This window comes from Mesobacillus harenae (assembly GCF_013343715.1).
Taxonomy (GTDB): domain Bacteria; phylum Bacillota; class Bacilli; order Bacillales; family Cytobacillaceae; genus Mesobacillus_A; species Mesobacillus_A harenae.
Genome location: NZ_JABUNR010000001.1, coordinates 439,988 through 461,575, shown reverse-complemented (window position 1 = coordinate 461,575; position 21,588 = coordinate 439,988). Strand labels below are relative to the sequence as shown.

The 21,588-nt window shown below is 41.3% G+C and carries 25 protein-coding genes and 1 riboswitch; of the genes, 9 read left to right on the top strand and 16 right to left on the bottom strand.

Features of this window, described 5'->3' with window-relative positions; genetic code table 11:
* The first annotated feature begins 203 nt into the window (after positions 1–203).
* Entirely contained in the window at positions 204–584 is a 381-nt protein-coding gene (locus HRJ06_RS02070) for a hypothetical protein (protein ID WP_174727969.1), read from the top strand.
* Between the two features lie 190 nt (positions 585–774).
* Here the strand turns inward: HRJ06_RS02070 and HRJ06_RS02065 are convergent, their stop codons facing one another.
* Complete coding sequence (locus HRJ06_RS02065; protein WP_174727966.1) at positions 775–936, bottom strand: hypothetical protein; 162 nt, start codon at positions 934–936, stop codon at positions 775–777.
* 178 nt (positions 937–1,114) lie between these two features.
* Here HRJ06_RS02065 and HRJ06_RS02060 point away from each other — a divergent pair, with 178 nt between their 5' ends.
* The 3 genes from HRJ06_RS02060 (at position 1,115) to HRJ06_RS02050 (ending at position 3,417) form a co-directional block, all read left to right on the top strand.
* Complete coding sequence (locus HRJ06_RS02060) at positions 1,115–1,747, top strand: hypothetical protein (protein ID WP_174727962.1); 633 nt, start codon at positions 1,115–1,117, stop codon at positions 1,745–1,747.
* 158 nt (positions 1,748–1,905) lie between these two features.
* The gene (locus HRJ06_RS02055) at positions 1,906–2,817 is read left to right on the top strand and encodes a TetR/AcrR family transcriptional regulator (RefSeq protein ID WP_422392707.1); all 912 of its coding nucleotides are present in this window, start codon (positions 1,906–1,908) and stop codon (positions 2,815–2,817) included.
* Between the two features lie 102 nt (positions 2,818–2,919).
* A complete protein-coding gene (locus tag HRJ06_RS02050; RefSeq protein WP_174727956.1) occupies positions 2,920–3,417 on the top strand; it encodes a hypothetical protein in 498 nt (165 codons plus the stop codon).
* A 160-nt stretch (positions 3,418–3,577) separates the two neighbouring features.
* On the opposite strand, the gene HRJ06_RS02045 is transcribed toward HRJ06_RS02050, so the two are convergent.
* Positions 3,578–4,612 carry a VanW family protein gene (locus HRJ06_RS02045; protein ID WP_174727953.1) on the bottom strand — a complete coding sequence of 345 codons (1,035 nt, stop codon included), beginning with the start codon at positions 4,610–4,612 and terminating at the stop codon, positions 3,578–3,580.
* A 1,009-nt stretch (positions 4,613–5,621) separates the two neighbouring features.
* Positions 5,622–6,254 (bottom strand): LysE family transporter, encoded by a 633-nt coding sequence (locus tag HRJ06_RS02040; RefSeq protein WP_174727950.1) that lies wholly within the window; start codon positions 6,252–6,254, stop codon positions 5,622–5,624.
* Between the two features lie 260 nt (positions 6,255–6,514).
* Here HRJ06_RS02040 and HRJ06_RS02035 point away from each other — a divergent pair, with 260 nt between their 5' ends.
* Entirely contained in the window at positions 6,515–6,823 is a 309-nt protein-coding gene (locus HRJ06_RS02035) for a hypothetical protein (protein ID WP_174727947.1), read from the top strand.
* Positions 6,824–7,060: 237 nt separating this feature from the next.
* Here HRJ06_RS02035 and cls read toward each other — a convergent pair whose 3' ends face one another.
* Positions 7,061–8,509, bottom strand: coding sequence for a cardiolipin synthase (gene cls, locus HRJ06_RS02030; RefSeq protein WP_174728156.1), 1,449 nt, complete (start codon positions 8,507–8,509; stop codon positions 7,061–7,063).
* Positions 8,510–8,840: 331 nt separating this feature from the next.
* Between cls and HRJ06_RS02025 the strand changes: the two genes are divergently transcribed.
* The 3 genes from HRJ06_RS02025 to cydS are packed head-to-tail and all read left to right on the top strand — an operon-like array spanning position 8,841 to position 11,319.
* The gene (locus HRJ06_RS02025) at positions 8,841–10,187 is read left to right on the top strand and encodes a cytochrome ubiquinol oxidase subunit I (RefSeq protein WP_174727944.1); all 1,347 of its coding nucleotides are present in this window, start codon (positions 8,841–8,843) and stop codon (positions 10,185–10,187) included.
* Positions 10,184–11,209, top strand: coding sequence for a cytochrome d ubiquinol oxidase subunit II (locus tag HRJ06_RS02020; protein WP_174727941.1), 1,026 nt, complete (start codon positions 10,184–10,186; stop codon positions 11,207–11,209). Before HRJ06_RS02025 ends, HRJ06_RS02020 begins: the two co-directional genes overlap by 4 nt.
* Positions 11,210–11,220: 11 nt before the next feature.
* Positions 11,221–11,319: a cytochrome bd oxidase small subunit CydS family protein gene (gene cydS / locus HRJ06_RS23650; protein ID WP_422392706.1), complete on the top strand. Its 99-nt coding sequence runs from the start codon at positions 11,221–11,223 to the stop codon at positions 11,317–11,319.
* 56 nt (positions 11,320–11,375) lie between these two features.
* Here cydS and HRJ06_RS02015 read toward each other — a convergent pair whose 3' ends face one another.
* Entirely contained in the window at positions 11,376–11,792 is a 417-nt protein-coding gene (locus HRJ06_RS02015; RefSeq protein WP_174727938.1) for a potassium channel family protein, read from the bottom strand.
* A gap of 165 nt (positions 11,793–11,957) precedes the next feature.
* Here HRJ06_RS02015 and HRJ06_RS02010 point away from each other — a divergent pair, with 165 nt between their 5' ends.
* Positions 11,958–12,413 (top strand): YndM family protein, encoded by a 456-nt coding sequence (locus tag HRJ06_RS02010; RefSeq protein WP_174727935.1) that lies wholly within the window; start codon positions 11,958–11,960, stop codon positions 12,411–12,413.
* A gap of 117 nt (positions 12,414–12,530) precedes the next feature.
* Here the strand turns inward: HRJ06_RS02010 and HRJ06_RS02005 are convergent, their stop codons facing one another.
* The 11 genes from HRJ06_RS02005 to HRJ06_RS01955 form a co-directional block, all read right to left on the bottom strand.
* On the bottom strand, positions 12,531–13,229 hold the full coding sequence (locus HRJ06_RS02005; RefSeq protein ID WP_174727933.1) for an SDR family NAD(P)-dependent oxidoreductase: 699 nt from the start codon (positions 13,227–13,229) through the stop codon (positions 12,531–12,533).
* Entirely contained in the window at positions 13,230–13,889 is a 660-nt protein-coding gene (locus HRJ06_RS02000; RefSeq protein ID WP_174727930.1) for an NAD(P)-dependent oxidoreductase, read from the bottom strand.
* On the bottom strand, positions 13,870–14,622 hold the full coding sequence (locus tag HRJ06_RS01995) for a sirohydrochlorin chelatase (RefSeq protein ID WP_174727926.1): 753 nt from the start codon (positions 14,620–14,622) through the stop codon (positions 13,870–13,872). The genes HRJ06_RS02000 and HRJ06_RS01995 overlap by 20 nt, the downstream gene beginning before the upstream one ends.
* 21 nt (positions 14,623–14,643) lie before the next feature.
* Positions 14,644–15,420, bottom strand: a complete 777-nt coding sequence (cobA, locus tag HRJ06_RS01990) for a uroporphyrinogen-III C-methyltransferase (protein ID WP_174727923.1) — start codon at positions 15,418–15,420, stop codon at positions 14,644–14,646.
* Positions 15,421–15,424: 4 nt separating this feature from the next.
* Positions 15,425–15,643 carry a DUF3906 family protein gene (locus tag HRJ06_RS01985; protein ID WP_174727920.1) on the bottom strand — a complete coding sequence of 73 codons (219 nt, stop codon included), beginning with the start codon at positions 15,641–15,643 and terminating at the stop codon, positions 15,425–15,427.
* On the bottom strand, positions 15,627–17,258 hold the full coding sequence (locus HRJ06_RS01980; protein ID WP_174727917.1) for a nitrite/sulfite reductase: 1,632 nt from the start codon (positions 17,256–17,258) through the stop codon (positions 15,627–15,629). Before HRJ06_RS01980 ends, HRJ06_RS01985 begins: the two co-directional genes overlap by 17 nt.
* A gap of 10 nt (positions 17,259–17,268) precedes the next feature.
* On the bottom strand, positions 17,269–17,868 hold the full coding sequence (cysC, locus tag HRJ06_RS01975) for an adenylyl-sulfate kinase (RefSeq protein WP_174727914.1): 600 nt from the start codon (positions 17,866–17,868) through the stop codon (positions 17,269–17,271).
* A gap of 91 nt (positions 17,869–17,959) precedes the next feature.
* Positions 17,960–19,117, bottom strand: a complete 1,158-nt coding sequence (gene sat / locus HRJ06_RS01970; protein WP_174727911.1) for a sulfate adenylyltransferase — start codon at positions 19,115–19,117, stop codon at positions 17,960–17,962.
* Between the two features lie 27 nt (positions 19,118–19,144).
* Complete coding sequence (locus HRJ06_RS01965; protein ID WP_277874647.1) at positions 19,145–20,215, bottom strand: inorganic phosphate transporter; 1,071 nt, start codon at positions 20,213–20,215, stop codon at positions 19,145–19,147.
* Between the two features lie 14 nt (positions 20,216–20,229).
* On the bottom strand, positions 20,230–20,946 hold the full coding sequence (locus HRJ06_RS01960) for a phosphoadenylyl-sulfate reductase (protein WP_174727908.1): 717 nt from the start codon (positions 20,944–20,946) through the stop codon (positions 20,230–20,232).
* Between the two features lie 221 nt (positions 20,947–21,167).
* Positions 21,168–21,278, bottom strand: a complete 111-nt coding sequence (locus HRJ06_RS01955; RefSeq protein WP_174727905.1) for a YezD family protein — start codon at positions 21,276–21,278, stop codon at positions 21,168–21,170.
* A gap of 110 nt (positions 21,279–21,388) precedes the next feature.
* Positions 21,389–21,490, bottom strand: a riboswitch (SAM riboswitch).
* Positions 21,491–21,588: the final 98 nt, after the last annotated feature.

Below are 21,588 nucleotides of genomic sequence, written 5' to 3'. Positions count from 1 at the left end.
GAGGAGGTAACTTTTTCACGATAGGGAAAAAAATCCTTCCCGACCGCCCCGCGGAAAGCGAGTGTCTGAAACGAAAAAAATCAACAGCCAAGTTTAACAGAGCCTTTTTAAAAGATATTTTTGATTTTCTTCTCCAATGGCCATACTGTAAGAGCCGCGTAATGCCGCTGATGAACATGCTTAATTTGAGAAGGGGGATTCTAATGAGTGATAAGATTATTGAGTTCAAAAACACCAAACTAAAGTCAGGCCCTGAAGAGATTTCTTCCAAACTCCAGTTCACCAAAAACTTTCGTTCAGCCACTGCAGAAGAATGGTACATTTTTTTACCTGGCCTTTCTGAACCCGGGGCAATTGGAAAAGTGTTTGTTCATTATAATCTATATGGGAATCGGGACGTATTTATTAACACAACAATTATCTTTGATGATCCTGATCTCCACGACCCAGAGCAGGCTAAGCTTGTCCTAGCTATGGCAGATGAAATTATTAACCGCCTTGTAGGATTTGCAGATACACTTTTATCCGTGCATTCCGGGGAAAATTCCTACGATGCAGAGTACATAAATCGAGATACCGACTAAGTATAGGATAAGTAACTAAAACTGGAGCCAACACGAAGAATGAAAGCGATTCGATGCTGACTCATCTCAGGGAGGTGGGCAGATCATCCTAGTCGCTTTTGGCGTGGAGCTGGATGCGAACAACGCATGCGATTACAGTAGAATCTCTTTTCCTAACCAAAACAAAGGCGGAGTCATTCTCCGCCTTTGCTTATTTAGACTTTTCAAGTTCGCCTTTGATTTTGGCTGGCTGTGGCTGTTCATCTTCCGTTATTCCGCTAATAATTTGTCTATTAAATTTTGACTGGTCATCTCCCATCCCAGGAAGTGTATTGGCCATCGGCAGCTGCTCTAGCTCTTTGCCTCTAGGCATAACGAATCCCCCCTTTATCTTATTATTGGAAGTTTTAGCAAAGATAATTTCAAAAAATCGAACGCAGCTTTTTTGATTTATGGTATATTTGGAAAAACAAGGATAATTTCTTTAAAGGTTCACCTGCGAACCGATCTGAAACTTCAAATAAAGATAAGGAATCGAAGGGGGTTGGATAGTGAAGCGGAAATGGTTTTCACCTAAGACTGGAAACTTTATTCAGCTAGCTCTAATCATACTAATATTTATGGATGAGACTCTCTTAAACGATACAAACTGGATGCTTCCGTATACAGTAGGGATCTTGGTTACTGCAGTTTTCGTCAACTTACTAACAAGGAAACCGTCGAATATTGAAAAAGAAGATAATGATATCTTTTCCATAAGGTTCATATTTATAATCCTCGTAACTATGGTTTCGCACGGAAGCATTCAAGAGTTATACTTTTCGCATCCTCCTGTACCAATAGTAGAAGTAAATGGGGAAACTGCCCCTTCACAAACCGGCCGCTATAAATGGAATCAAAAGGTATCCACCCACCCCGCTCCAGTCACTGTGCACAGAAGCCGAACAGATGGGACACAAGTTCAGCATCCTGTAAACATTACCGTCAAATTCAAACATGAACCTGATGTGATAACCTTTGCTGTATGGAACCCTTCCTACTACCATCCGGAAATTCTCTCGAGCGGAAGTACCAGTTTCTTAAACCTGCCCGCTAAATACACGGGGGAGAAGATTATCTTGGTTACCGCAGAATGGGACAAAAATTCTGCAGAATATATTTTAAAGTTAGATATTACGGACTAAAGATCGCCTTTATAGCATTCCCAGACATTTAGTCTTCCAAATCCATGCCACTCTCTCTTAGGTAAAATGTTCATTCTTTCACACTTGTTTGTTATTTGTCGAATAAGGTAGTATAATTTTTATAACACTAGTTCAATTCTGACAATAGGATGATGAATTTGAAAGAGCGAAAGCAACAAGTCATCGAAAAAGCACATAGGCTATTTATTGATAAAGGATACCAGGCCACAAGCATTCAGGATATTTTAGATGCAAGTGCAATTTCTAAAGGTACGTTTTATAACTACTTCCCCTCTAAAAGTGAGCTCTTCAAGGCTGTGTTTACCTCCATTCGCAACAAGCATGAAGAAGGCCGCAATGAGTTATTAATTGGAGAGGACCTAGCAAACATTGAAATCTTTATAAAACAGATTGATTTAGTGATGGAATCTAATAAGAGAAATCAGCTGTTTACCTTAATTGAAGAAGCTTTTGCCTCAAACGACCCAGATCTAAAGAAGTTTGTAAAGAGGGCTCAAATTTTATTAATTCAGTGGATTAATCAACGCTTCATCGATTTATTTGGTGAGGACAAACGGCCTTACTTATTAGATTGTGCAATCCTCTTTCTTGGAATGCTTCAGCAAACAACCAACTTTCATTACACAGCAAAAGGACCAAACACCCATCAGCTTGAGATCATTCGGTACTGTGTAGAACGATTAAAGGTGATTGTAAATGATGTCAGTAAAACAGGAATCCAGCTGTTGCCTCCAGAGTTATTAAAAAGCTGGCTGCCAGAGACGACAGATTCCGATACTAGTTTTGTGAATGACCTTCTACACAAGTCATCCGACTTTAAGAAAATGATTGTTCAGACTCTTAAAAAAGAACCAGAACGAATGAAGTATCTGCAAACACTCGATTTTATTCAAGAGGAACTGTTGAACAATAAAACACCGCGTACCTTTTTGATAGAGAGTTCACTTCTTTCGTTAAAAATGTGTCCAGAGCTTCAGGGAACTGAGGAACTACGGGAATTTCAGATGCTTGTTACCAGTCATTTACAAAGAATAGCTAAACCTGTTTGAAAAACTCCTTGATTCTGGGGGTTTTTTATTTCGTTTTTTCATATAAGCCAAGTTATGGTATAATTATTCTGAATGTTATGACTTTAAAGGGGTTGAGAACAAGTGAATGGCTATGATGAAAAAACGAATCAAGTCTTAGAGGAAATTAGAGAATATTACGGTTCCATTCCCAAGACCTATTATGCAACAGCAGATGCTGGAGTATTGCCGAGGCTTTGGGCATTAGCAGGAGTTACTTTTAAAACCGGAGCAGCTGAACATGAGGATAAAAGGATCTGTGCATCAGTGCTTGCGCATACTCTTGGTATTCAGGAATTACTTGCAGCCCATTTAATGATTCTAAAACGCCATATGGGCTGGAACCGTGAACAATTTGAAGCCCTTTTACAGGAAAAATATCCTGATCGGATGAATGAGAGACAAATTCTATTTGCAAAGTTGGCCAAAACACTTGCTGCTAACCCAATGGATGTCGACAGAGATATACTGACGCAGCTAAAGGAACAAGGCACCTCAAAGGAAGCGATTGCAGAGGTGGTGGCCTTACATGGGTTTGTCCGCTACATGGCAACCTTTGTAAGTGTATATGATATAGCCTAATTTTGATTGGACTGGGCTTGATTGAATTTTTTTATTCAATTAAGCCTTTAGGCTATTTAATAAAACATTGAGCCTTTTACACCCCCCTCTTTTCTATAACCTCCCCTATACAAAAAAATCACGCCTGCTCTTTAAGCGGCGTGCTGCAAGGGACTCTACATTAAATTCCTACTTTTATTAAACTTTGATAATGTTTTGATGTTCGAACTTCGATGATAAGCGATCCTTTCCCCATTACTGCTTTTAACAATAACGGGACACCGACTGTATTCTGGAATCTAAAATCTTTTCCGCCATAAGATACAGTTGCATCTCTTCCCTTTGGCACATAGCCAACCGTTACTGAATGGTGGTGTTTTTCCACATAGGTTACACCTAATTGATCCACAGCATTAAAAAGCGTGGAAGAAGTCTGGCAAATTCCACCGCCAATTCCCATGACTAATTTCCCGTTAATTGCTTCTTCTGCGGGCTGATAACCGTGGGCTGCATCACTCGGACCGAGAGTTGTGTTAAAAGAAAAGTAGTCTCCTGTCCCAAGAATGATATTATTGATAGCTTCTGCTGAGAGTTCAATATTTTTCGTTCTGCCCGCAACACCACTATTAAAATAGGTTGTGTATGAAGCAACGACTACTTCATCCAAGTGGGATACATCCTCCATTTTATATCCGCTTGCTGTTACATACAAAGGCAACTCGATGGTTCCACCCTTTTCAGAAGCCTTCATCACCTTGTCAACCAGCTCGGCTTCCTCCAGAATGACACCTGGTTTCCCTTTAATCACTTGGCCATTGGAATCCAGCTTATCAAGAATCATTCTCTGATCATATCCTGGCGTGGTGTCCGTGCCCCTCGCTATATCTTTTGCCCACTTTTCAATTTGGGCTTTGTATTTTTCGTTATCTTTACCATAACCCATCTCTTTAGTATTGAATGTTGCTAGAACTTCCTTGGTCTCCGGGTCCAGAACATTAACAAAAACAGGTCTTAACTCTTCCAGTCTTTTTTGTTCCGCTTTCTTTCTCTCCTCTTCCTTCAATCTTTCTTCTTTTAAATCTTCTTCTTTTTTATGCTCAAGTTCTGCCACTTTTTTCTCCAGCTCTTCTTCCTTTGCTGTTTTGCCCGAACAGCCAGCCAGCACTGAAAAACTTAGTACTAGTAAAAAAACGAACCCCATTGTGCGTTTCCCCATTATCCCCAACCTTATCTTTTAATTATTTTACGTTCTTCATGGCACCAGCATGCAGAACCGTTTAGGAACTCTTTTCCAATTCCCATTGTATTCCTTGATAATCCCCTATATTCCTGCATAAAAGATAGATTTTTTATTTAGTTTTCAAGTGAAATCCTGTTCACTAATCTGACGATTGCGCCAGTGGTTTGGTTACAAAGATAAAATGTAAACACCTTGAAAGTACACAATTCGATGGGGGCAGAAACATTGCAAAACTCATAAAGGATATAAAAACCAGGTCCTGTCATGATAATTGGGTTCGGCTTTCGGATGCTTCTTTTTAAAAGAAGAAGAATTAACGACTTCATTATTTTGATGGACAAAAGTATTGTACAAATAGAAAAGAGGGACACAACTTCTGTCATTTGCAGCGACGTTAAAGCTGATGATTCCACCATCCAGGATCATGAGGGACTGCACTTTTCAGCTCGGGGATAAGGTTAAGCACCTGATTTGACTCCCGATCTAATAAATAGCCGGAAAAATTCCCCTTAATTATTAAATAGCTCTGAAAATAGGATTAAATAGACGGAGAAATTCCTCTTATTTGATTTGAAAAACGAGGGAATAGGTGATTTTACATAGTATAGGTGGAAAAACCCCCCCTATTTACCCCCAAACGAGCTCTAATCTGCATCTAACGGAAAAATATCCGCTTATTTTAATTTTGCTGATTACTCGATTAAGGACAAGACATTTTATTTAAAAGGGAATGCGTTTTATCTCAAAAAAGAGGACCCCATTTTCAAGCATTGCAGTGAACCGTATCACAAGTAAGTGAGGATTTATATAAATAAGGTTCCTGTTTTCCTAATTAAGAAACTCGCCAAAATACTATGGCGAATTTTACTTTTTACTAACTAAGACAGAAGGAGTCTAAAGACCTTTATTTTTCAAGAAAAACTCTGAATTTATTGAACATTCATTGAGAATCACTTTCATATTCAGCTTTTGAAATGATCCAATTTCAACCAAGCAATGCCTTAAGGCCCAGGTATCCAAAATACAAGCCGAAACCGATTAATGAGACACCTGAAAATATAGAAATGCTAATCAGGCTTTTAACATTTAGAACCCTTCGGAAACCCGATGTCATCGCTGCTACCAATATATCCCATAAAGTTAATCCGAGAAAAATCATACTGCTATAGATGAGGAGTGAGCCGGTTCCATTCGTCTGGGCAGTTTTAGCTAAAACGGATCCATAAATCCCCAGCCAAAAAAGAATCGACAATGGACTAGTAATTGACATTACAAATCCAGTAATAAAACATTTAAATAAGGATTCCCGGCCTCTCCCATATGTAAGTGTAACGGCATTCGCTTTTGCTATACTTTCTACCCCGGAATATATGAGAATAAATCCGCCAAAAAGCCATAAGAAAATTTGGACAATCGGAATTTCTAAAAAGTGGATCATCCCCAAATAAACCATCAGCATAAAACACGCATCTGCAATCATCGAGCCAGCCCCAACTATCCAGGCGTGCCAGAAACCATTCTTAAGACCTTTATCAAGCCGCGCTGAATTAACAGGACCAATTGGAGCTGCCAAAGTAAAGCCCAAAATTATATAACTGATTAAAATACTTATATTCAAGAACATCCTCTCCACTCATACGATAGTGATAACTTGTACATTCTATGTGGAAAGTTTCTGGCTAAGACTTTTTGTCCCAAAGTTTATAAATATGTCTAAGAGTGAGGAGTTTTCCGAAGGTATTTCGATTATCCGGGCATATATCTCCCCTGTTAATTTAATAGTTTGAGACACTTAAGCTCATTTGCCAGCATGTTGGAATAAATTTTATCGGAAAGGTCATTCTAAATATAAAGTGAAATGTTCTTGGAGGTGCCATCATGTCTATATATGTGTATCAGACGTTTGAGTTCAAGCAGGATAAATTCAAGGATGGAATTGAAAATTTGAAGAAAATGAAAGACTACCGGAATGAAAAATATGAGCATAAGGTCGAAATATTGGCTCCAATTTCAGGGCCTGACCATACCTATTCCCTTCTGGCAACTTACGATGGCCTCGCTGAAATGGAGATGCAAGACAAGAAAATGTTTGATGATGAGGAATTTAAGAAGCTTATCAGTGAATTCTTTCTTGAAATGATCGAGCAAGGAAGCATGTATACTCAGATTCTTCGGTCTATCAAATAGGGAAACTCCGTTAGATTCAAAAAACACGCCGCTACTCTACAACATTTAGGTTCGATTGGCGAGGAGAAATAGTCTTTTAAAAACATTATAAAAAGCCGTTGATTCGTATATGAATTACGGCTCTTTTTTTAGATCCATTTTATATATTGTGGCGTCATAGCAGCATTTATCTACATGTAGCGATTAAACTTGTATAAAACTGATATAACAATAAAAAGAAACGCGTTATGTTAAAAATTATAAAATCGGTGACAGCAGTCTTGATATTGACTCTTTAAAACGAATGAATTTTGGCCGTTGCTGATACTCTTCCAGGGTGAGCAGCTGGGACACCTTAATATCCTCTTTGAAGATATCGGTTAGCCGCTGAGAAAAACCTTCATCATATAAAAAGGCATTTACCTCGAAATTCAACCTAAAGCTTCTCACATCAATATTAGCTGTTCCTACAGAAGAGATCTCCTCATCTACTACAATTGTTTTTGCATGGAGAAAGCCATTATCATAAATATAGATATTCGCTCCAAGCTTCAGCATTTCACCAATGTGGGACATTGTTGCCCAATAAACGAAAAGATGATCTGGCTTATTGGGAATCATAATATTTACTTCAACGCCAGATAAACAGGCGATCCGAAGCGCATCAAGCAAGCTTGCATCCGGGATGAAATATGGAGTCTGTATATACACGGAACGCTTCGCTGAAGCAATCATTTTAATATAACCGTTTTTTATCTGTTCAAATTCCGAATCAGGTCCACTCGTAACAATCTGAATTCCGATTGTATCAGTCCCATGAACCTCTGGAAAAAGATTTGGTGCGTACGTGACATCATAATGTCTTGATGCCTGGTTCCAATCCAGAATAAACCGAGTTTGCAGCGCATAGACAGCGGTCCCCTGGATTCGAAGGTGGGTGTCTCGCCAATACCCGAACCTGGAATTCAGCCCCAGATATTCATCTCCAACATTAAATCCGCCCACATAACCAATTTTCCCATCAATAATCACCAGCTTACGATGATTGCGGTAGTTCATTCGAAGATTGATAAACCGAAACTTGGATGGAAAAAAAACTTCTACCTGACCGCCAGCTGCACGAAATTCTTTAAAAAAACCTTTCGTTAATTTTCGTGATCCTAGCTCGTCGTATAAAACTCTTACCTTTACTCCTTCTTTCGCTTTTTCCGTTAATGCCTCTACAAGCCTTCTGCCAAGTTTGTCCCGCTTAATTATGTAATACTGGATATGGATAAATTCCTTGGCCGCTTTGATATCTTCAAATAATCGATTAAATTTATCTTCTCCATCGGTAAATAAATCGATCGAATTATCCTCTGTTAAAATAGCCTGGTTGTTCATTAAATGCATATAAATTAAATCTCTGCTGTCTCTTGTCGCATGGTTCTTAAATTGAAATCGATCAGACCGAAGCTTCGTTAATTGAGTTTCCAGTCTCTCTTCAAGGCCAACCTTTTCAAAATCTTCCCATTGGAAAAGGCGATTTCTGCTTAAATTTTGACCCAAAAGCAAATACATAATAAACCCCAGAACAGGGATAAAAAACAACACTAGCAGCCACGCCCAGGTAGAGCCAATATCCCTTCGTTCCTGGAAGATGACAATAATGGCAAAAATGAAGTTTAAAATAAAAACTAAACTAAGTAAAACAGAGGTAATATTCATATTAAAATCCATAATAGAGCCCTCACTAATCCAAGATACTGTTGATTACGAAGCTAATGTTATCACTTTTTAGACATAATTGTAAAAGTTAAACTGACAAGGGACCCTTGCTGGTTTAACCAGATAATTTTGCGGTTATATATTGAAAGGGCTAGGACTTATAGATTATTCACTAGAATATATTGTGATATAGTGAACATAAAGGGAGCGATTGCTGTATGTATAAGAGACAAGAACGCAAATTAATTTGGTTAGCTTTTATCGTTGCCACGATTATGGGGCTGTCATTATTAGGCCGCGTTTTTTCTGGATGAAATAGGGGGTCGGTATTATGGGGAATGAAGAATCTGTATTTTTCAGCCGTGTACTAACAGAATTAACGTTATCTTTTCACATCATCTATGCAACAATAGGTGTCGGAATCCCGCTAATGATTATGATTGCCCAGTGGGTTGGTATTAAAAAGCAAGATGAACATTACATACTATTAGCTAGGCGGTGGGCACGCGGGTTTGTCATTACGGTAGCTATTGGTGTCGTCACCGGAACAGCAATAGGTCTTCAGCTCTCCCTGCTGTGGCCAAACTTTATGGAACTAGCCGGACAAGTGATTGCGTTGCCATTGTTTATGGAAACATTCGCTTTCTTTTTTGAAGCGATTTTTTTAGGTATCTATTTGTATACATGGGACAGATTTGAGAATCAGAAGAAACATTTGCTGCTCTTGATTCCTGTTGCAATCGGTGCCTCATTTTCAGCGATTTTCATTACAATTGTCAATGCTTTTATGAACGCACCTCAAGGCTTTGACTTAGTAAATGGAGAATTGATTAACATTAATCCCATTCTGGCAATGTTAAACCCTGCGATGCCCACAAAGGTCTCCCATGTGCTTGTCACAGCCTACATGACTTCAGCCTTTGTGCTCGCTTCAATCGCGGCTTACCGTCTGCTTAAAGGGTCTGATCATGTATATCACAAAAAAGCACTTTTCTTAACTATGAAACTCGGATTAATTTTTTCCATAGCAACAGCAGTGATTGGTGACTTTTCCGGTAAGTACCTGGCTGAATACCAGCCGGAAAAACTAGCCGCTGCTGAATGGCATTTTGAAACAGAAGAAGGAGCTCCACTGATTTTATACGGGGTTCTTGATAATGGTGAAGTTAAATACGCCATAAAAATCCCTTATGCTCTAAGCATTCTAGCCCACAGCAAACCCAATGCAGAGGTAATTGGTCTTGAGGAATTTCCAGCAGACGAGATACCACCTCTTTATATTCACTATCTGTTTGATATTATGGTCACAATTGGGATGTGGTTGACATTATTATCATTTGTTTACTGGATTGGGACGATGAGGAATTGGAGTTTCATCCAATCAAAATGGTATCGCTGGCTAATTGTGCTGGGCGGGCCGCTTGCGATTATTGCAATTGAGGCCGGCTGGTGGCTTGCAGAAGTTGGCAGACAGCCCTGGGTGCTGCGTGGAATCATGAAAACGCAGGATGCTGCAACAACTAGCGGACATGTTGACACAATGCTTGTCCTGTTTGCCGGATTATACCTTGCACTCGGAATTGGAAGTATTATCGTTTTAACTCGTATGTTCCGCAAAAATACAGTGGAGCAGGAATTAATAGACCGAGAGATCGAGAAGGCTGGTGACAAATTATGACCCTTGAACTAATCGGAATTTCAGTATTGTGGCTGTTTCTGTTTGGGTACTTGATTGTCGCATCCATTGATTTCGGAGCAGGTTTTTTTAACGCCTACAGTATCTTCAGAGGGAAGCAGCATATATTGAACAAGATTATTAAACGCTATTTGTCCCCTGTCTGGGAAGTGACGAATGTTTTCCTTGTCTTCTTTTTTGTAGGAATTGTCGGCTTTTTCCCGAAAACAGCATACTATTTCGGAACCACCTTGCTTATCCCTGGAAGTATCGCCATCATTTTGCTTGCGATTCGCGGCTCGTACTACGCATTTGCCACTTACGGTGAACTTAAGCAAAAGCGATTCGCGTTCCTTTATGGCATGTCAGGGCTGTTTATTCCGGCCTCGCTGTCCATTGTCCTGACAATTTCCGAAGGCGGCTTTGTCACTATGGAAGACACGGGCCCTGTGCTCCATTATTGGACTCTCTTCACAAGCCCTTTAACCTGGAGCATTGTTGTCCTTAGCTTAACGGCCGTCCTCTATATTTCAGCGGTATTTTTGACCTGGTACGCTTATAAAGCAAAGGATAAACCTGCAACAGAACTGATGCGCAAATATGCACTTATTTGGGCAGCTCCTTTAATAATCACAGCCGCAGGTATTATCGTTGAAATGCGGTATCATAACCCTGAGCATTTTGAGCGTTTAATTGATTTATGGTGGCTGTTTGGCCTTTCTTTTCTTCTGTTTGCCGGCACTGTCTATTTAATTTCCAAACGGAAGCGATACGGATTAGCATTTGGGTTATTATCAGGCCAGTTTTTCCTGGCTTTCTTCGCCTATGGCATGTCTCATCTACCTTATTTGCTCTATCCATTTCTGACTATTTATGACAGCTTTACAAATGAAGCGATGGCTATAGCTCTAATCATCGCCTTCATTGCAGGTCTCGGTTTGCTTATTCCATCACTATTTCTTCTGTTAAAACTGTTCTTGTTCAACAAGGACTATGTAGAAGGAAAACGAAATGATTTTGCATAGGAGGAAACACAATGAACGATTTCCTGATTTTTTACGCACCTATTCTCACAGTCATTGCCTCGATCGCAGCTGCCTTTTGGCTGGCACCAAAGGATAACTCTGTAAAATAACAGCTAGAGCACAAATTAGAGCCTCTTCCACTTGGAAGGGCTCTTTTTGATACTGATTAATTCTCTTCGTCTCTTTCATGATTACTGCTTCCCAATGCTTTCATAAAATAAGCTGACGGAAGCAAAACCCCAATAGCTGATTCCATAATAGCAAAGAATCTTACCCCGCCAACAGGTACATAATCTCCATATCCGATCGACAATAGCGTTACTCCGCTAAAATAAAGTAAATTTGAAACTGTTGGTTCCACAGGCTCTCCCGTAGGGGAACTTACTCTTAAGATAACATTGTTCAAAGACAGCAAATAATATAGAAACGCAAACCCTAAACCAATCCCAACTAAATTGATAAAGAGCTGTAAAAAAAGCGAAGAGTTAAAGCTGCTCTTCTTATAAGAACCATTCGTAAAAAAAGAATAAAGATTGGCCAAAATAAATAAAATAGTTAAAACAATTAATATCGTGGATATCATTCTAGTTTTGAGTACTCTCCCTTCCTCACTTCTTGTTGTCTCTTCCCCCTCCTTAAAAAGCTAACCGTAAAAAATTCTTCCACTTATTAGAAATCTTCCTGGTTTGCAGCGTCCTATGGTATGTTTGTCTGAAAAAAAGTCAAACTAATTAAAAAGGAGGTGAAGATGATGCGGCATCTGTTAGCATTTTCCGTAAAGCTTTTCTCTACATTTATTGTTTTAGGTTTCATTCTTGGGCTAATTTATAATTTTGGTTTCGCTGAGGTCCTGTTAATCACCGCCGTCTTAAGCATGCTTGGCTATGTAGTTGGTGATCTATTTATTTTGCCGAAAACGAATAATATGACTGCTTCCGCAGCTGACCTTGGATTAGCATTTTTAGTTATCTGGTTTATGGGCAGCAATCTAGCCTTTATTGATAATCTTTTCTCAGTTACCCTTCTTGGAGCAATAGGGATAACCGTGTTTGAAGCTTTGTATCATCCATTCGTTCGAGATACAAATCCTGTTGAAACAGGCTATCAGCAGCGCCAAAGACTTAGGCATGACTTCCTGACCGAACTTTCGGAAGAATTAAGGCCGGTCAAACCAGACGTTAGAAGTCCTAAAGACCATGAATAGATAGACGCTGAGCTACCCAAAAGAAAAATCACATATATAAATAAAAGGGAAAGCGCACATAAAATGTACGCTTTCTCTTTTTTACCGATACATATGATCTTTTAGTATGCTAAGCATTTAATTAACGTTAAGAGAAAATTCCTCGACTTGAATAACTCGATTATCGCTGGTAGAGGCTAATTGAACAAGGCTAATTATAAGAGGAGCCACGTTTGCAGGATCATCGCCTATCGTCGCTAAGTTGGTTTTCATAACTCCCGGATTAAACACATCCACTTTAATCCCATTTTTATGTTCTTCATCCTTTACACTAAATGATAAAGCTTCAATTGCGGCCTTACTTGCTGCATAAGCACCAAACCCAGCCGCACCTTCTCTGGCTAAACCAGAGGTTATATTAATGATATGACCAGATTTTTGCTTTCTCATAATCGGAAGACATTCCCTTATCATTAAAAATACGCTAGTGGCGTTATTATTGAATTGGTATTCCCATGAATCCAATGGACTGTCTATTAAGTTATATTGCTGAAAAACAGCTGCATTGTTAATTAAAAGATCAACTCTCTGGAATTTTGTAAAAGCAGTCTTGAAGATCATTTTGACGTCAGATTCTGTTGATACATCTGCACCAATGGAGAGAACCTGGACACCAAATTCACTTTTAATAATAGCTTCAACTGGTTCAAGGCTTTTATAAGATCGTTCGCATAAGACTAGACTCGCTCCTGCCTTTGCAAAAACCAAAGCCATTTCCTTCCCCAGTCCGCTTCCAGCCCCGGTAATAATGACTACCTTCTCTTTTACGATGCTCATCTATACTCCCCCTCCATCCTTATCTTGGGCTCCCTGCATCAACTGCTTCCTCATGCCCAGCTGATCGAGCTCTCGCCATTTTTCCAATTGGGCTTCAGCATCTAATCGATACTTTTCGTCTAGCAAACTCCCTATAAGTTCATTTTTTTTATCAAAGGGGATCTCTAGTTTCTTTATCCTATCTCGGCATCGGCTAAGGAATAACGTATAGGAATCCCACGATTCATCAAACTGTCTTTCAAGTTCAAGCTTTAGCTTTCGAGTCAGCTTTGGACTTGAAGCATTGGAAGTTATAGCAATTTGCAGATGTCCTCTGCGGACAGTCGCCGGAAATGTCACATTACCTTCTCCTGATTCATCCACGACACAGACAAGCTGATTATCTGGAAGTGCTTGGGCTAGCGTACCGTTTGCTGCACGGTCATTTGTTGCGAGAATAACGAGCATGGCGCTCGTAAAATCAGCTGGCTCTGCATACCGTTTTATAAGAATGTAACCTTTTTCCCGGGTCAGCTTGAGGACCTCTTCTGAGAATTCTGGAGCAACAAAAGTAATTTTAGCTTGTTCTGCTTCCAGTACTTTCGCTTTTCTGGCTGCAATCCGACCGCCGCCGGCAATAACCACCCTTTTTCCAGCTAGGTTAATTATGAGCGGCTGCATACTCGGCCTCCTTTTTGGTCACTCGCTGGATTAGAATATCTTCAAAGACTGTTTGCTCGCTGAGCGGTCCTGTATGAATAATTTCCTGACCCTGACTCTTGCGTTTTTGAACCATTTGGCTTACTTCATTTAAAAGAACGCCTGGAAATAACAAGTAAGGAATGACGATAACCCGATTAGCTGCTTTTTCTGAAATTTTTTCTAAACCTTCAGTGAGCTTTGGTTCTGCTGCTGCTAAATAGCAAACCGAAATATGTTCCATTCCCAGCCGGCTTTGGATGCCTTTAGCAATTTTTGCGAAGTCACGATGAATAGCTTGATCACTGCTTCCTCTCCCTACAATTAAAAGAGAATCCTTCAAGTTAAAACCCGCCGGATTACTCTGGACCATTTCGGTTAATCCATCAATAATTCTTTCATCGGTACCATATGGGTTTTCGACCGTTACTTTAATATGAGGATACCTTTTACAAACTGACTCCAGAATTCGCGGAATATCATGTTTTATATGGCCTGCGGCCAGCAGAAACAAAGGAATAACGGTAATCTCCAATGCTCCTTTTTTCACACATCTATTGAAGCCTTCCTCAATAAGCGGGTCGGCTAGTTCCAGAAAACTAAGCTCCTGGATTGGGACATCGATTCGTTTCTTGACTCTTTGGAAAAAGGATCTTGCCTCATTTGCACCCTTTTTCGAACGGCTACCATGGCCAATAAAAAGGACCGCTCTCATGTTGGACTCCCTCCTATTCAATTATCCATGGACAACTGGAAGCTGCGGGACAATTTCTTTATCAAACCAATTTAGCTTATGGTGCAGGCTTACAACCTCTCCGATTACAATCATACTAGGATTCGAAATGTTCGCTTTACGCACTATTGCTTCAATCGTTTCGAGCGTACCAACAACTGTTTTTTGCTCACTTAAGGTTCCCCACTGGACCAAAGCAATTGGTGTACTTGAAGGTTTGCCACTTTGAATTAAATTCTTCGTGATGTTTGGCAAATGAGACACTCCCATATAGACACAAATGGTATCAACCGCTTTAGCCAAATGGGCCCATTGATGATCAGCCGCTTCGTCGCCTGCCTGGTGTCCAGTTATAAAAGCAAAGCTCTTGCTCAACGTCCGGTGAGTAACTGGAATTCCAGCATAGGCGCTAGCCGCAATTCCAGCTGTGATTCCTGGGACAATTTCAAATGGGATATCGTGTTTAGCACACTCCTCAGCCTCTTCTCCCCCTCGTCCAAACACGAACGGGTCTCCACCTTTTAACCTGACGACCGTATGGCCCTTTTTTGCATATTTAACAAGGAAATGATTAATCGTTTCTTGCTTCATTGTGTGGTAATGGGGAAGCTTGCCGCAGTATACTAGCTGAGTGCCTTCTTTAGCGTGCTCCAACAGCTCTGGGTTGACCAGCCTATCATAAAGAATAACATCGGCTTGCTTCAAGTATCGTAATGCTTTTACTGTTATTAAATCTGGATCACCAGGACCTGCTCCTACCAAGTAGACTTTGCCAACCATTGCGCTACCACCCTTTCTCATCTTCATCAATGATAAATCCGCTATTTTTTACAACCCGCTTTTTCTCGCGTAAAGTTGTTTCTTTTATATCCGGCTTTTGGAGATAGAACTTTTCCAGTTCCACATCCAAATGATTGAAGGCTAAATCATCATTGTCCGCATAAACCACTGCTGTAATCTCCTTGTTAGTGAGAGTCACTTCAAATCTATATAGATACGCCATGTGCATCTCTTTCCAGAAAAGAATTCACAGCAATTTGAAGGGGTTCCAGCCCAGTACGCTCGACAAACTGAAAGAATGACTCTCCAGTTATTTTTTCAGCTTTAAAATAGACCAGTACGTTTTCAAGAATATCGGTCAGCCTTTCTGCTGGGATTTTCCCTTTCAACTTCTGATTGAACTGGCCTCCATTGTTCAATGTGCCGCCCACATAAATTTCATAAGCTTCAATCATTTCCTTATTTTTGTTTCGAACCTGAATCCCCTGTAAGCCGATGTCAGCAATTTGCCTCTGTCCGCAGGAATTTGGGCATCCGACCATATGCATGCGGACCGGCACATCCAAGCTAATTCTTTTATCAAGATCCTCGGCAATCACCCTCATCCGCTGTTTTGTTTCTACTAGGGCGAGATTGCAATATTCGATTCCTGTGCAGGACACCGCATGGCCAAGGAAGGAGTTAGGGTTAATAGTAATTCGCTCAAATATTGGCTCGAAGAGAAGTGCCTCAACATTTTCCTTAGGGACATTCGGGATGATAAGATTCTGAGAATTGCACGTTCGCAGCTCACCGTTTCCATATTTGGCCGAAATCCGAGCGAGTTCAAACACCTCATCAGCATCCAGCCGGCCAACTGGGACATTAAAGCCAAGGAAATTCAGCCCTGCTTGCTTTTGGTTATGAACACCGTAAAAGTAACCTGCATTCCATTCACCTTCTGGCTCTTCGCCTTTTGTGGGAAGAGTTCCAGTATATTCCTCAAGCTGTTCTTTGAACTTTTCTACACCCCAATCAGCGATAAGGAATTTAAGCCGTGCAAGATGCCGCTTTTCACGATACCCAAAATCCCGGAATATTGTTGTCACCGCAATAGCGATCTCCAATGTGCGTTCTGGCTCGATAAAAACATCAACTGTCTGGGCTAGGAAGGGACGAGCCGATAAACCGCCGCCAACCTTCAAATGAAATCCATTCTTTCGTTCTCCATCGATATTCTTTGTTGCAGGAGTAAACGAGACACAGTTTATCTCCGCATTGGAAGCATTATGAATATTAGCACTGATGGAAACCTTATATTTTCTTGGCAAATTTGAAAAGTCTTCATTTCTTTGAAAATAGTCGTACACCTCTTTCACGATAGGGGAGGTGTCGAACAATTCGTTTGGATCGAGACCAGCAATCGGGTTGCCGACGATTGTGCGGGTAATATCCCCACATGCCCCAGCACTAGAAAGCCCCACAGCTTCCAAGCGGTTAAAAATGTCAGGAATCTGGTGAATTTCAAGCCAATGGAACTGGATTGCCTGGCGGGTAGTAATGTCAAACACTCCGCGTCCATAATCCTTCGCGATACCAGCAAGAACTCTTACCTGCGGATTGGTTAAAATGCCGGATGGAATATTCACGCGCATCATAAAATAGCCAGCCTCTTTGGGCCGCTGCAGGTACAGTCCTGCCCATTTAAAAAGGTCCCATTGATCTTGTGGAATCGAGTCAAATCCGTGTTCAGCATAATATGGAATATCCTCGATAACACGAAGGCCATCTTTAACCAACTTCGCTTTTTCAGTTTTGTTCAGTTTCTCATTATTGGCCCAGTGCTTTACATATGCCATGTTAACCCCCCTAAATTATGTTTTTATTTCGAAGATACTCAAAAACCTTTTCGACTGCTTCTTCAACAGTCAGCAAATCAGTCTGAATGGTGATTTCCGGGCTTGTCGGCCGTTCATACGGTGAATCTATGCCTGTAAAATTTTTTATTTCACCGCGGCGAGCTTTTTGATAAAGCTGTTTTGGATCACGCCGTTCACATTCTTCGAGAGGGCAGCTGACGAATACTTCTATAAACTCCCCCTCTTCGAACAAGTCTCTCACCTTTTCTCGATCTGAGCTGAAAGGTGAGATAAACGCTGTAGTTATCACTTTACCGCTGTCGACAAACAGTTTGGCTACTTCTCCGATCCGCCGGATATTTTCAGTCCGCTCATATTCAGAAAAGCCCAGATCCCCATTTAAACCATGGCGGATGTTATCCCCGTCAAGTACATATTCGTTGATCCCCTGCCTATACAATTCATTTGAAACGGCATTTGCTATCGTCGATTTCCCCGAGCCAGACAAACCTGTAAACCATAGCGTGCAGCTTCCGTGTCCATTCTGCAAACGTCGGTCGAGCTTTGAAATTGTTGATTCATGCCAGGTAATATTGGCTTCTTTTGTCATACAACTTCCTCCTTCACAAATAATCCAAGTATGCTGCATGCTTCCTTCTATCAGGGAGTGCTTTCGCCCTTGATAACGTGGTTCTCGTTACCTACCTAATTCCTGGTGCCACTGTCTCCCGCACTCCTTCAATTAGTACTTCAACAACTTCCTTCCTGCTAAAGGTTGAAGGCGGCAGCTCACCTGCGCGCAGCAATTCTCTTACCTTTGTTCCTGACAGGATTACCCGGTCCGACTTGCCATGCGGGCAAGTTTTAGCAGAGGCCATTCCTTCACATTTATTGCAATAAAAGCTGTGTTCAAAAAACAGCGGCTTAATGCCCAGCTCCTCTTCGGTAAACTCGCTAAAAATGTATTGGGCATCGTAGGTTCCATAGTAGTTTCCAACACCTGCATGATCCCGGCCCACAATAAAATGAGTGCAGCCAAAGTTTTTCCGGGCAATCGCATGAAAGATGGCTTCTCTTGGTCCCGCATAGCGCATCGCTGCAGGATACACCCCAAGCTGCACATGTTCCGCAGGATAGTAGTTTTCCAGTAAAACCTGATAGCTTTTCAGCCTGACATCGGCAGGAATATCATCTGCCTTTGTTTCCCCAATAAGAGGGTTGACGAACAAACCATCCACAGTCTCCAAAGCTGCCTTTTGAATGTACTCATGGGCTCTGTGGATTGGATTTCGAGTTTGAAAACCAACGACTGTTTTCCAGCCCTTCGCCTCAAAAATAGACCGTGTTTTACTGGGCTCAAACCATACAGCTCCGAAAATTCCTTTTTCAGGTCTTTTTACAAGAGTTACTTCTCCAGCTACATAAACTGGCCCCCTCTCATAAAGCCGCTTCACCCCAGGATGAGCAAGATCTTGAGTTTTATAGACTTCAGCCGCTTCTTTATCCAGATCTGGTTCGTACCATTCCGAAACTGTGATCACCCCGTAAACCTGGTTCTTGTGGGCGAGCTTAATTTTCTCCCCTTTCCTAAGGCCCGCAGCGGTTTCAAATGAAACTGGCAGAGTCACAGGAATGGGCCATACTGTGTTATCCGATAAGCGCATGCTTGATACAACAGTCTCATAATCGGATTTTCCTAGAAATCCAGTCAGCGGGCTGAATAGTCCAACACCGATCAGTTCCAGATCGCTTAAAGCAATCGCATCAATTTCCAGCTCTTTTTCAATTTCGCTAATATCGTAAATAGGGTCAAAAGCGTTGATGAGCTTTCCTCCATGTGGAGCTGGTAAAAATGTCAACAGAATCAAACCTTTCTTTAATAAATTTTATTTAGTTTTTGCTGGTTCGGCCGGCATTGGAACCGCCGGTGCCTGCCTTTTCATCAATGACAGAACTCCGAAGGTAGAAACCAGGACGCCGGCCATAGCGACGATGGGGTATCCATTTTGTTCAACAAGCAAATGGATAAGCGTGTAAGACAGCACCATTGATAAAACCGGTGAAACAATCCAAACAGTAAGAAGCTGAATAACGATGTCTTTTTTCAATACCGATATGCCATTCTTGGCAAAGCCTAATCCAATAATCGATGAGGTCGTGATTTGCGTTAACGGAACAGGTATACCAAAAACAGACGCCAGCGTAACTATCCCTGCCCCTGTCCCCGAGATCACGCAACCTTCTTCGAGCTTGAAGCTAGTAATCTTCTTGCCGTTTGTTTCAAGCACACGCCCCCCCAGCATGATCGCCCCCAAAGCCACGAACAGACCGCCCCAGAAAATACCGGTTCCGGTTGAAACGATTCCTGCTCCAACAAGCGGACCAACAGCATTGGCGACATTGTTCATTCCAGCGGAAAAAGCTTCAAACACCCCCATAAGTACGACGAGTACCGACAAGACTGGCACTGCCTTTGGAGCATCAATAATGGCTTTAAGCTTTTTATTTTTTAAAAGCAGGGATGCACAAACCGCAATCCCAAAAGCAAGGATAGGAGTAATCAGCCAGAAAGCCATAATCCAGACGAGCTTACCTAGAAATACCGACTGATAAACGATCCCTGCTCCCACGACAGATCCAACAGCTACCTCACTGGTAGAAAGCGGGATGCCAAAGATATTGGCCAGAAATAATGACAATGCTGCAGCTGCCAGAACAATCAGAGCAATGGAAACAGTAAATGTACTGCTTGGAACAATGCCGCTGCCAATTGTTTTAACCACTTCCCCTCCGCCAAGCCAGGCGCCGAGGAATACGGCTATCCCGCACAGGAGTAAGGCCAGCCGTGCCTTAACTACACCAGACCCGTAGGCAATGCCCATCGAGGCAGCTGCACCGCTTGCCCCGATATTCATGGCAAAGAATAAACCAATTACAATTGCAGTGATTGTGAGCAAAAGAAATGCCTCCTTTAACGAGTATGCAGCCCACACTCCGTCTTGCTGCTTCCGGACCAGCGGCCTTCCCGAGAGTCTTTATTCCCCGCTGCAGGTTTCGTGCATGGTAAGCAGCCTATACTCGGATACTGCTGGTCATGGAGCCTGTTATATGGAAGGTCTCTTTCCTTGATGTACATCCAAACATCTTCCCAAGTCCAGTGAATAAGCGGACAAATTTTGATGTTTTTAAACTTCTCATCCTTGTTGATGAATTCAGTGTCTGCCCGAAGCGGGGACTGCTCCTTTCTTAGCCCAGAAATCCAAGCCTCCTTTGTGTTTAAGGCTTCCTGCAGCGGAATTACCTTTCTAATTTGGCAGCATCGGCTTGAATCTCTGTTCCATAAGACGGATCCATACTCTTTTGTCTGTTCATCTAAGCTGAGCTTAGGAACTATTCTCTCGATTTTAAGTGAATGGAATCTTGTTTCGATCTTGTCAATTACCTCGTACGTTTCAGGAAAATGTAGACCAGTATCGAGAAAAACGATGTGAGCGTCATGTTGAACCTCGTAAATTAGATCGATTAAAACGATAGCTTCAGCGCCAAAGCTTGATGCATAAACAAGTTTTTCGGATGGGTAATGGTGATATGCCCACTCCAACACTTTTCTCGCTCCCTTTGTCTGGTCATCGCAAGAAAAAGCTTCAGAGTTTGATTTCCAATACTGATACGTTACCGCAGTTGTCATAAAAACAACCTCCTTTCTTTAATGAGAAAAGCGCAAACGTCTAGAACCCTCCCTACATGCACTCGCTGACCTGGGTTAGCTGGAGTTAGGACGCTGTGCAATTCCAAGGCCTAGGTTAAGGAGTAAGCAGAAATAAGCGCAAACCCCTTGTGGTTTTTAGACAACAAAAAAGGCAGCCATCACCTTGTATTACAAGGGAAGACCGCCTCTAGTTTGTCTAGTCAGCGAAACTTATTAGGTTGAAGACGAACCTTTTCATTTTTCTCAATTTGAATGATTTTCCCATCTTGAACTACTAATGTGATGGATCCAAATTTCATAGTCTCGAGCATTTTCTCAAGATGTCCGACAATCTCTTGCCGTTCTGATGGATTCAGCTTGATTCGCCCCCTTTACACAAAAACGCCTTTCCGAATTAGGAAAGGCGTTAAAAAAATTCAACACCTTATCTCCCAAAATGATAATCATTTTGCTGGAATTGGCACCTTGCTGCGCAGGTTGCCGGGCTTCATCGGGCCAGTCCCTCAGCCGCTCTTGATAAGCGTTATGTGATTGATGAGATTAATCCTACCATACCAATAGGATTTGTCAATAAGTTAATTTAAAATTTTTAAAATTAACAGATTATTGATTTAATAAAAA

Excerpts from the sequence above, each read along its gene's own strand:
- HRJ06_RS02045 (WP_174727953.1), bottom strand. The coding sequence starts at position 4,612 with ATGGGGAAACGCACAATGGGGTTCGTTTTTTTACTAGTACTAAGTTTT.
- HRJ06_RS02015 (WP_174727938.1), bottom strand. The coding sequence starts at position 11,792 with ATGATATCCACGATATTAATTGTTTTAACTATTTTATTTATTTTGGCC.
- HRJ06_RS01980 (WP_174727917.1), bottom strand. The coding sequence starts at position 17,258 with ATGGCATATGTAAAGCACTGGGCCAATAATGAGAAACTGAACAAAACT.
- HRJ06_RS01985 (WP_174727920.1), bottom strand. The coding sequence starts at position 15,643 with ATGGCGTATCTATATAGATTTGAAGTGACTCTCACTAACAAGGAGATT.
- HRJ06_RS02025 (WP_174727944.1), top strand. The coding sequence starts at position 8,841 with ATGGGGAATGAAGAATCTGTATTTTTCAGCCGTGTACTAACAGAATTA.
- HRJ06_RS02065 (WP_174727966.1), bottom strand. The coding sequence starts at position 936 with ATGCCTAGAGGCAAAGAGCTAGAGCAGCTGCCGATGGCCAATACACTT.
- cls (WP_174728156.1), bottom strand. The coding sequence starts at position 8,509 with ATGAATATTACCTCTGTTTTACTTAGTTTAGTTTTTATTTTAAACTTC.
- cobA (WP_174727923.1), bottom strand. The coding sequence starts at position 15,420 with ATGGTTGGCAAAGTCTACTTGGTAGGAGCAGGTCCTGGTGATCCAGAT.
- HRJ06_RS02010 (WP_174727935.1), top strand. The coding sequence starts at position 11,958 with ATGATGCGGCATCTGTTAGCATTTTCCGTAAAGCTTTTCTCTACATTT.
- HRJ06_RS02020 (WP_174727941.1), top strand. The coding sequence starts at position 10,184 with ATGACCCTTGAACTAATCGGAATTTCAGTATTGTGGCTGTTTCTGTTT.
- HRJ06_RS01960 (WP_174727908.1), bottom strand. The coding sequence starts at position 20,946 with ATGACAACTGCGGTAACGTATCAGTATTGGAAATCAAACTCTGAAGCT.
- cysC (WP_174727914.1), bottom strand. The coding sequence starts at position 17,868 with ATGACAAAAGAAGCCAATATTACCTGGCATGAATCAACAATTTCAAAG.
- HRJ06_RS02070 (WP_174727969.1), top strand. The coding sequence starts at position 204 with ATGAGTGATAAGATTATTGAGTTCAAAAACACCAAACTAAAGTCAGGC.
- HRJ06_RS02035 (WP_174727947.1), top strand. The coding sequence starts at position 6,515 with ATGTCTATATATGTGTATCAGACGTTTGAGTTCAAGCAGGATAAATTC.
- HRJ06_RS01995 (WP_174727926.1), bottom strand. The coding sequence starts at position 14,622 with ATGAGAGCGGTCCTTTTTATTGGCCATGGTAGCCGTTCGAAAAAGGGT.
- HRJ06_RS02005 (WP_174727933.1), bottom strand. The coding sequence starts at position 13,229 with ATGAGCATCGTAAAAGAGAAGGTAGTCATTATTACCGGGGCTGGAAGC.
- HRJ06_RS01955 (WP_174727905.1), bottom strand. The coding sequence starts at position 21,278 with ATGCTCGAGACTATGAAATTTGGATCCATCACATTAGTAGTTCAAGAT.
- cydS (WP_422392706.1), top strand. The coding sequence starts at position 11,221 with ATGAACGATTTCCTGATTTTTTACGCACCTATTCTCACAGTCATTGCC.
- HRJ06_RS02000 (WP_174727930.1), bottom strand. The coding sequence starts at position 13,889 with ATGCAGCCGCTCATAATTAACCTAGCTGGAAAAAGGGTGGTTATTGCC.